At 40.3% G+C, this 9841-nt stretch carries 2 protein-coding genes; both read right to left on the reverse strand.

From position 1 onward, the window contains the following. Positions 1 to 5: 5 nt before the first annotated feature. Entirely contained in the window at positions 6 to 5693 is a 5688-nt protein-coding gene (locus GOP56_RS05735) for a MupA/Atu3671 family FMN-dependent luciferase-like monooxygenase (protein WP_163244898.1), read from the reverse strand. A gap of 27 nt (positions 5694 to 5720) precedes the next feature. Continuing rightward, positions 5721 to 9728: a non-ribosomal peptide synthetase gene (locus GOP56_RS05740; RefSeq protein ID WP_163244900.1), complete on the reverse strand. Its 4008-nt coding sequence runs from the start codon at positions 9726 to 9728 to the stop codon at positions 5721 to 5723. Between the last annotated feature and the right edge of the window lie 113 nt (positions 9729 to 9841).

The following is a 9841-nucleotide window of genomic DNA, read 5'->3' on the forward strand; positions in this document are numbered from 1 at the left end:
CTCTTCTATAAATTCTCTAGATAATCAGCTAATTCTTCAATCGAGAGCGTATGATTCCCTACATCACTTGGAGTGATCTCTTTTTCTTTCTTATTGAGACAATGATTGATAATGTCAAGCAAATGTTTTTTGTATAGATCAATCATATTTTGTACGGTACTAAAATCGTACATGTTTTGGTTATATTCAAAGTGAAGTCGTAATGCACCATCCTGAATGATGCCAACAATTTCAAAATTGTACTGTCTCTGTACCCTGCGACTCAGAGTTGGACCTGTACGAAAAGGTGAAATTGAAAAGGCATCCGTTGAGATATCCTGATCAAATTGTCCTAGGTAATTGAACATAATTTGCGGCTTTACATTTAGATGACTGACGGTCTCTATGTCAGCAGATGTTACGTAGCGTAAGATGCCATAGCCAATTCCCTTATTCGGAACCTTCCGCAGATACTCTTTGGTATATTTAATATGATAGGCGATATCTGTGTCTTTTGTTTCAAGCAACACTGGATAAAGAGAGGTAAACCAGCCAACCGTCCGCGAAATGTCTATATTCTCACTGATGGGTTCTCTACCATGACCCTCTACATGTATGAGAGTACGATTTTCACCAGTCCACTCACTCATTGTAAGAGCAAGTGCCGTTAACAATACGTCATTTATTTCTGTGTTGTAGGCATGGTGAACTTCTTTTAATAAATGGTTAGTCTCTTCCTGATTAAGTTCCATGGTTAATGTCTTGCTATCCTGCATCCGATTCTCAATGACAATATGATCCTGAGGCAAGGACGCTATCGGTACATTAGCCAGTTGCTCCCAATAAGTAGATTCCTTTAGAATGGTTTGACTATTGGCATAAACATGAAGCTCTGTTGACCATTCTTTAAACGAATCCGTTTTATCCTGAAGAGAAATGGCTTCTCCGTTTTGTGCCTGCATATAACCACTGGCAAGATCTTCAAGCAGAATTCTCCAAGAGATTCCATCAACTACTAAATGATGAATCGCGATCAATAAATGATCACCCTGATCCGTTTTAAAGTGTCCAATCGCGATCAACGGACCTGTGCTAAGTGTAAATCCAGCCTGAATATTAGATGCTTCAGCCTCGATCATAGCTGGCGTCACATGCTTACCTCTGAAATCTAAGCATGTATAATCAAACAAACGATCTGAAAGTCCACGGATATTCTGTATAACGTGCCCCCCTTCTACATGAAACGTCATACGCAGAGCATCATGGTGTTCAACAAGTCGTGTAAATACCTTTTGGAGCAATAGCTCGTCCCAGCCTTGTTCATGCTGAAGCATAACTGCGTGATTGTAGTGATGGGCATCTGTTACATTTTGCTGAAAGAACCAATGCTGAATAGGTGTTAGACGTACGTTCCCCTCAACTAGCTGGTTTGTTGTCCGTTTTGTTTTCATTTGTTTTACATGCATAGAAAGCTCTCTAATGGTTGGGTATTTGAATAAATCATTGATTTGAATTTTGTATTGATATTTCTGAATTAAGGAAGACACTTGTATCGCACGTATCGAATCTCCACCTAGTGAGAAAAAATTGTCATGAACGCTTACATTAGTGACACCTAGGACTTTTTGCCAAACAGCAACTAATGCATCCTCTTTATCATTGGAAGCCTCCACATATTCAACGCCCGTGTCTATCATGGTCCAGTCTACTGGTAAAGCACTCCGATCTATTTTGCCGTTTGGAGTTAAAGGTAATTGTTCCAGGGGAGCAAAATATGCAGGGATCATATAGCCCGGTAACCTCTCCGCAAGGAAACTGCGCAGTTGAGTTACATTTTTGTTTATTTTATTTGTTCCCGCTTTCCAGACAATGTAGGCAACGAGTTGTTTATCATCATTTTCATCCGTTTGAGTAGTAACTGCTGCTTCTGCAATATCTGGATGTTTAAGAATTGCTGTTTCAATCTCGCCTAACTCCATGCGATAGCCACGTATTTTGACCTGATAATCTTTTCGATCTATAAATTCAAGTGTTCCATCTGCTCGATATCGACCCAAATCACCTGTTTGGTACAATCGAGACTGTGGATCGGAAGAGAATGGATTCGGAATAAATTTCTCACTAGTCAAATCTTCTTTATTCCAGTAACCTTTCACTACTCCTTTTCCACCGATATAAATCTCACCGATCACCCCAATCGGTAGAATATGATGGTGCTCATCAAGAATGAAAATTTGGGTGTTAGCAATCGGGTTCCCAATGTAGGCAATTTGATCTGTCTCAGCTATCTGATGAATCGCCGACCAAATTGTTGTTTCGGTCGGACCATACATGTTGTATATGCTTGCCTTTGTTTGCCTTTGTATCTGATGCATCAGAGAAGCTGGGAAAGCTTCACCGCCCACTAGCAAGGCCTCAAGAGATTGTAAAAACTTCTGAGAGCTAGGATCAGCGGCAATCATCTTGAGCCGTGACGGCGTCGTTTGCATCATGGTGATCGGACGGATACGCGGAGTTGTATCGCTAGCTAAAGCTTTGACCTCGCTTTTTCTAGCGTACTTATCCTTGAAAGCAGCTAAGTGATGCAAGCTTTGAATTACAGAAGCATGATCAATACCAAAATCGAGTAAACAAGCGATTTCATTCACACCGATATGATAGAGCTGCTCAACTAATTTATGACAAGTCTTTGGTGTCCCAAGTAAAGTCGCCGTATTCCAATAGCGTTGAAAAGCGACTTCCAGAATTTGTTCAATATCCTCCTCTGATACGTTGTTCATATCCAGCATATCTGTGCCGATAGTAAGATTTTTAGCCAGATTACGTATCAAGCTCACACTAGATCTTAGATAGTCACAAAATGGTTTTTTTACTTTGTCATGTACATAATCAATATCATCATCAATAAAGGTATGAAGCATGAGTGACACCTTGAACAGCTTTGGATCATACCCATTCTCGCGGAGGGTCTCATGATACAGACGAATATTTTTTTCTAATTGATAAATATCCTGTCCAAGAAAATGCGTTAAAATGTTGGCTCCCATTTTTCCAGCTTCAATAAAGGATTCGGCTGTCCCTGTTGTTGTTACCCAAACTGAAACCTCCGATTGAATTGGTTTTGGAAATGCTTGGACTTCTACAGGGTATCCCTTCCCATTTATACGTGTTACTTTTTCACCGCGCCATAATTGGCGGACTTCTTTTATTTGTCTAAACATAAGATCATAACGCTCTTCGTAGTTTTCCGGACGTAAAACGAAGTCGTCTACATGCCAGCCCGGTGCAAACGATAGGCCAACACGTCCCTTTGAAAGATTATCTACGACTGACCATTCTTCAGCGATACGTAGAGAGTCATGCAAGGGAGATACGATGCTACCAGAACGGATCTGTAAGTTTTGGGTAATCATAGCAAGCGCCGAACTGATTACGGACGGATTAGGATATAGTCCACCGAACTCGTGAAAATGGCGTTCTGGAGTCCAAACAGCATTAAAGCCATGCTTGTCTGCGAACTTGGTTGTTTCCAAAAGCAATGAATATTTATCATCCACCTGTTGATGATCGTAGCTTGAGAAAAAGAATACGCTAAAATCCATCTGTGGCTGTTCCGTATTCGTTAAAAAACTGTCGTAGTTTTCGTACGTATCATCAGGGCTTATGACAACTTGGATTCCGCGTGTTAGTGTCCAGAATAGTTCTAGAACAGAAATATCAAAGGAAATCGTTGTTACTGATAAAAAAGCATCCGTTGTAGTTGGCTGTAGCTTTTGATCCATTGCTGTAAAAAAGTTGCTTACATTTGCATGTGTAACCATTACGCCTTTTGGATTACCGGTTGAACCAGATGTATAGATCACATAGGCCCAATCTGTTCCTTTGATTATCCCATGTGGAACAGTAATGGATTGAGTTACCAGCTTAGCAGCTACTTCATCAAGGAGTAGGATAGTCGTTTCAGATCTATCACCCATTCGATTTTGAAAATGTGATTTTGTTACAAGCACTTTCATTTGACTATCGTTGATAATATAACGAATGCGCTCAACTGGATACGTTGGATCAATCGGTACATACGCTGCCCCGGATTTTAAAATAGCCAACAGAGATACGATCATCTTCTCACTACGATCTAGCATGATTCCGACCAAATCATTTGGGTTAATTTGATACTGTCCCCGCAAATAATGGGCAAGTTGGTTGGAAAGCTCGTCTAGTTGACGATACGTCAATGTTTTATCGCCATAAACGATTGCGATCTCATCTGGAATTTCCGTGACTTGGATCTGGAACCATTCTTGAATTGTTTTTTCATCACATACGACTAGTTCCTCATTCGTGAATGTATGAATGATATGATTTTTTTCTGCTTGATCCAATAATTCTATATGAGCGATCAAATGATCTGGTTCAGACGTCACCGTATGAAGGATATGCATAAAATGCTTCTTGAATTGTTCCGCTTGTTCTTTTATGTAAACAAGTTCATTAAAAATAATTTTTATCTTGACTACTTGATCAAATTGAATATGCAAAGTTAAATCATAATTTGGATGTTCAGTAAATTGAATGTCTGTTACAGAAAAGCCCATGTTTTGTTTATCTTGCAAACGTTCTAATCCTTTTGAGAGTGGATAATTATCAAAAATCAAAAGGTGTGAAATAAGCTCTTGCTTCAACTGAGATTGTGACTGAATTTCATAAAGAGGATAGTACTCATAATCTTTAGACTCAAGGGAAGCTTGCTGTATTTTTTGCAATAAGGATGAGAAAACCTGATTTTCTTCGCATTTCACTCGTTTTGGAACGGTATTGATAAACAAACCAACCATTTCATCACTACCGAGTAGCGTAGGAGGGCGACCCGAAACAACCGAACCGAACACAACATCTGTATGATTGCTATACTTCTGCAAAAAGATACCGAAGCATGCCTCAAATATTGTATTGATCGTAACTTGGCGTTGCTTAGAAATTTGCATTAGCTTTTCGGTAATCTTCTCGTCTAATTCGAAGATAACTTCGCCATGTTTAAATTTTCCAGATGCGCTCCCTTCACCAAAAGCTGGAAGACTTCTTGGCTGCTCATATTGCTCCAGATATTGTTTCCAATATGCGCCCGCTTCCTCATGGTTTTGTTGCTCTAGCCATTTGACGAACTGGCTAAAGGGCTGTACCGTTTTAAGCTCACATTTTTTTTCATTTCGAAGACAATCGTAAATATGGAAAAGCTCATCTAGGACAATACTTGATGACCAACCATCCATAAGGATATGATGAAATCCCCAAACAATGTAAAAGCTATCAATTGCCGCTTGAATGACTGTGACTCTAAATAAAGTATCATGAGTAAGATCAAACCCTTTTAAACGATCTGACCTAACAAATTCATCGATATAGGACTCTTTCTTTCCCTCATCAAGATGTGATATATCGACAATCTGAATTTGTAGTGGTCGTTCCTTTAATACAATCTGTTTTGGCGTTTGAATCTTCTCATATACAAACATTGTCCGAAAAATCTCGTACCGTTCAATCAGGATATTAAAGCTTTGCTCTAAAAGCTCTGGCTGAAGCAAGCCATCTACTGTAAAGACGGCTTGCTGATAGTATGTTCCCGATGTACGATCAAGCATGGAATGAAACAGCATTCCTTCTTGGGTCGAAGTGAGTGAATATATTTTCTGAATTTGTGCGTTGTTAGTCTCCATATTTCACCTCTGCTCATGTATAAGAGATCATTCTTCTAATAGACTTAAAATGTCATCCAAATCTGACATAGATAAATTGTTGTCCCCAAAATCGCTTGGCGTAAACTCTTGGGTCTTTTTACTCGTACAGTGACGAATAATTTCTTGTAGATGTCTGAAAAAACCATCCAATACCTTTTGCATCGTATCTCGCGAAAATTGATTTCTGTCGTAGTCCATCCAAAATGTCAGCTCTCCATTTTGGATCATTCCTGTAAAGATTAGCTTATGGGTGCGACTGTTGGCATTGCTGATTGGATGATCTGGTTGGATGGAGGAAAGCTGAAAAATAGCATCTTCCTTTTCCTCATCTATTTCTCCAAGATAGTTAAATAAGCAAGTCGCTTGCGATCCACCTGACAATGCTTGTTTATTCATATCCGTTCCAAGGTATCTGAGTAGTCCATATCCGATTCCTTGATTGGGGACTTTCTTTAACAGTTCTTTCATTTCCTTTATTTGCATGGAGAGATCAGCATGATGTCTCATATCCAAAAGTATTGGATACAGTGTGGTAAACCATCCCACAGTCCGAGTTATGTCCAGTTGGTCACTCAGCTCGTGGCGTCCGTGCCCCTCGACATCAATGAGTATCATGTCTGATTTCTTCCATGAGCGAAGAGACATGCCGAGCCCCGTTAAGAGAATGTCATAAATTTGAGTATTGTAGGCACGGTGAACCTCTTTTAGCAATAGCTGAGTATCTGATGTAGAAAGTCTGCCAACCAGCCGCTCGTTCTCGCTCATGCTCCCCAAGGCACGGTCTTCTTCTACAGAGTCCTCTGTTATTTTTCCCCAGTAAGAAAGCTCTTTTTGCAGCTCAGATGAGGTTGCATATTCGTATAGTTGCTGTGACCAGACAAGATAAGAATCTGTTTTATCAGGAAGCGAAACAGCTTGATTATTCACAGCAAGCTGATAGCCTTGCTCTATATCCTCTAATAAAATTCGTAAAGAAAGGGTATCGACAATCAAATGATGGAAGGTAAGAAATAAATGATCTCCAAAATCCGTGTGGAATAAACCAACGTTAATTAGCTTACCACCCCACAAATCAAGGCTTGATTGCAGCTCTCGACATATGCTTTGAATGTCACTATTCACCTCTTTATCTGTTTTTGATTTACCTGTCAAATCAAAAACCTGACATTCATAGACCGGTTGAGCTATATCCCGAATCGTCTGTACAATGGCATTTTCTTCCTGTCGAAAGGACATCCGTAGAGCATCATGATGAGCAGTGAGCTTGTCCAGAACCTTCATCAAGCTTTCATAATCAATTGGAAACTTGCTATCTAACATCACTGATTGATTATAATGGTGTTTTTCTTCCATCGGCTGGGCAAAAAACCAGTGTTGAATAGGAGTCAGAGGAACGATTCCTTGTACAATTTCCTGATTAGCCCGGTGATTAATTGGCTGTAGATGTGGTCGCAATTCTATAATCGTTGGATATTCAAACAGGCTTTTCACTTGAAGCTTGTATCCACGCTTATAAAGCTCAGAAACGACCCTCATGGCTTTTATTGAATCTCCGCCTAAATCGATGAAGCGATCATGAATACTAATCTTATCCTCGCCAAGTACCTGGCTCCAAACACTGATAAGTACCGCTTCCTCTTCATCTCTGGCCGCTTCAAACACAGTGGAGCCTACATCACTTCTAGTCAGCAGCGAAAGCGCTTGACGGTCAATTTTTCCGTTTGGTTTAAGCGGAAAGCTAGATATCTTGCTGAAAAAATGTGGCAACATATACGCAGGTAAATGCTGCATTAGATATTCACGTATTTCTTGTGTCGATGTTCCCCTCTCTCCTTCTGAATCCATGACTAGAAAGGCTAAGAGCTGCATATCTCCCTGATGGTCTGGTTCGGCAAGCACGATCGAATTAGAAATTCCCGGGTGCTGGTTTAATGTATGCTCAATCTCGCCTAATTCGATTCGGTACCCACGTATTTTTACTAAATGATCGGCACGCCCGAGACATTGTAGCGTTCCATCCGGGAGCCATTTACCAATATCCCCCGTTTTAAACATTTTTTCATCCTTCGTTTTACCAAAGGGATTCGTTACAAACTTTTCCTCAGTCAATTCAATGCGATTCAAATACCCTTTCGCTACTCCCTCACCAGCTATACAAATCTCTCCTTGCACTCCGATGGGAGCCAGCTTTTGATGCTGATCAAGAATATAGATTTGCGTATTTGCGATTGGCTTTCCTATTGTTATATTTTCGTTGTGCTTTGTAGCTAGTCTAGGTATTTCATGAACCGCAGACCAGATTGTTGTCTCCGTAGGACCATACATGTTGAATATTCTTGCATTGGTTTTCTTATGGAGATCGTCTATATATTGGGCAGGAAACGCTTCTCCTCCTACTAACAAAATCCGAAGAGACTGTAACAAACGCTGTGAGTCAGGCGCATCCATTAGCAGTTTAAGTCGGGACGGTGTGCATTGCATCATCGTAATCTTCTCAATATGCGGTTGGTCAAGATAATGATCATAGCTACCTAACGTATTCTCCTGCGTGTCTACCAAGACAAGACGAATTCCTCTAGTCATTGTCCATAATAGCTCCAAAACAGAAATATCAAATGAGATGGTTGTCACCGATAGAAACGTATCACTCTCTATAGGCTGTAGACTTTCATCCATCCCGACAAAAAAATTCCCTACATTTCTATGGGTTACCATAACACCTTTCGGATTGCCTGTTGAGCCTGATGTATAGATAACATAAGCTAGATTGTCAGCGTTACGGATCGTGTCTAGACCAGCAGTTGGTTCCGTATCTATCAATTCTTGATCCCGATCAAGAACCACAAGCGAAATAGGTTTGTATTCAGCAGAATCATTATGCTCAATGTGATTCAAAAAAGCAGATTGAGTAATGACTGCCTTCATCTTGCTATCATGAATCATATAAGCGATCCGCTCGGTTGGATACGTAGGATCAATCGGTACATACGCTGCTCCCGATTTAAGCACTGCCAGTAAACTAATCACCACTTCCTCTGTCCGCTCAACCATTACTCCCACACAATCATTGGCCTGAATAAAGGCATGACGCTGTAAATGCCAAGCAATCTGATTTGCTCTCTCATCTACCTCTTTGTAGGTAAGTGCCTGATCTTTATACACGACTGCAATTTGATTAGGTTTCTTGGTAACTTGTATTTCCCACCAGTCTGTAATGGTTTTGTCTCGTGCAAAGGCTCTCTCTGTCTGATTAAAGCCATGGATAATCTGATTAGCCTCCTGTTCACTCATTACTTGTAGCTCTGTTAATGGCTGGGTAGAGTTTTCCATCACATTCGTAAATATCTTGAAGAGATGCTTGGACATTTGGTTCACAGTTTCTTTATAAAATAAGTCATTCGAATAAATAATTTCCCCCGTCAGTTGTTCTCCAGAAAAATGAAACTGAAAAAGAAGGTCTGAGTCATTATGTACATCCTTATGAATATTGCGAAGGCTTACTACCACGGGAAAAGCGGGGAGTCGCTGATCTTCAGGTACCAGCCCTAATTCATTAAAAATTTTCATGATAGGAATATTTTGATATTGATCTGCTTCCATGACTGATTGCTTCACTTGATGCAAGATGGTGCGAAAGGTATCATTTGGCGTCATCTGCGTTCGAATGGCTAACCGTTGACTCAGGTCTATGGCGTCATCGTTCTTGAACACAGGCATTCCAAGGATCAAATCCTCGTAACCAGTATATCTATAGAGTAGACAGTTGATCCCGCTCAAAAGAACCATATAGATGCCATGCTCTGACCCGTTGACAAGTTGTACCATCCATTTACTCACTTCATCAGGAAAAGTAAAAGGTATACTCGTCTTGTGGGCTTCTTTCTGTTCACCTCTTGAAAAATCAGGTGGATAAATGGTTACCTGTTCAGCTCCAGCTAGTTTGTTTAACCAGTAATGTCGTTCTTCTTCTAATTCACCGCTTGAGAGAAGCAGATTCTGTGTAATGTTATCCATCGCTACTTTTTTCTCCTCTCCATTTGCATGATTACCCCTGGTTATGCATTTCCTCTAGGTTTTCTATATAAGTCCCGATCACCCTCAGGACCAAAATTTTCGCTCAAGGGTGA

The organism is Brevibacillus sp. 7WMA2, from assembly GCF_010748895.1.
Lineage (GTDB): Bacteria > Bacillota > Bacilli > Brevibacillales > Brevibacillaceae > Brevibacillus_B > Brevibacillus_B halotolerans.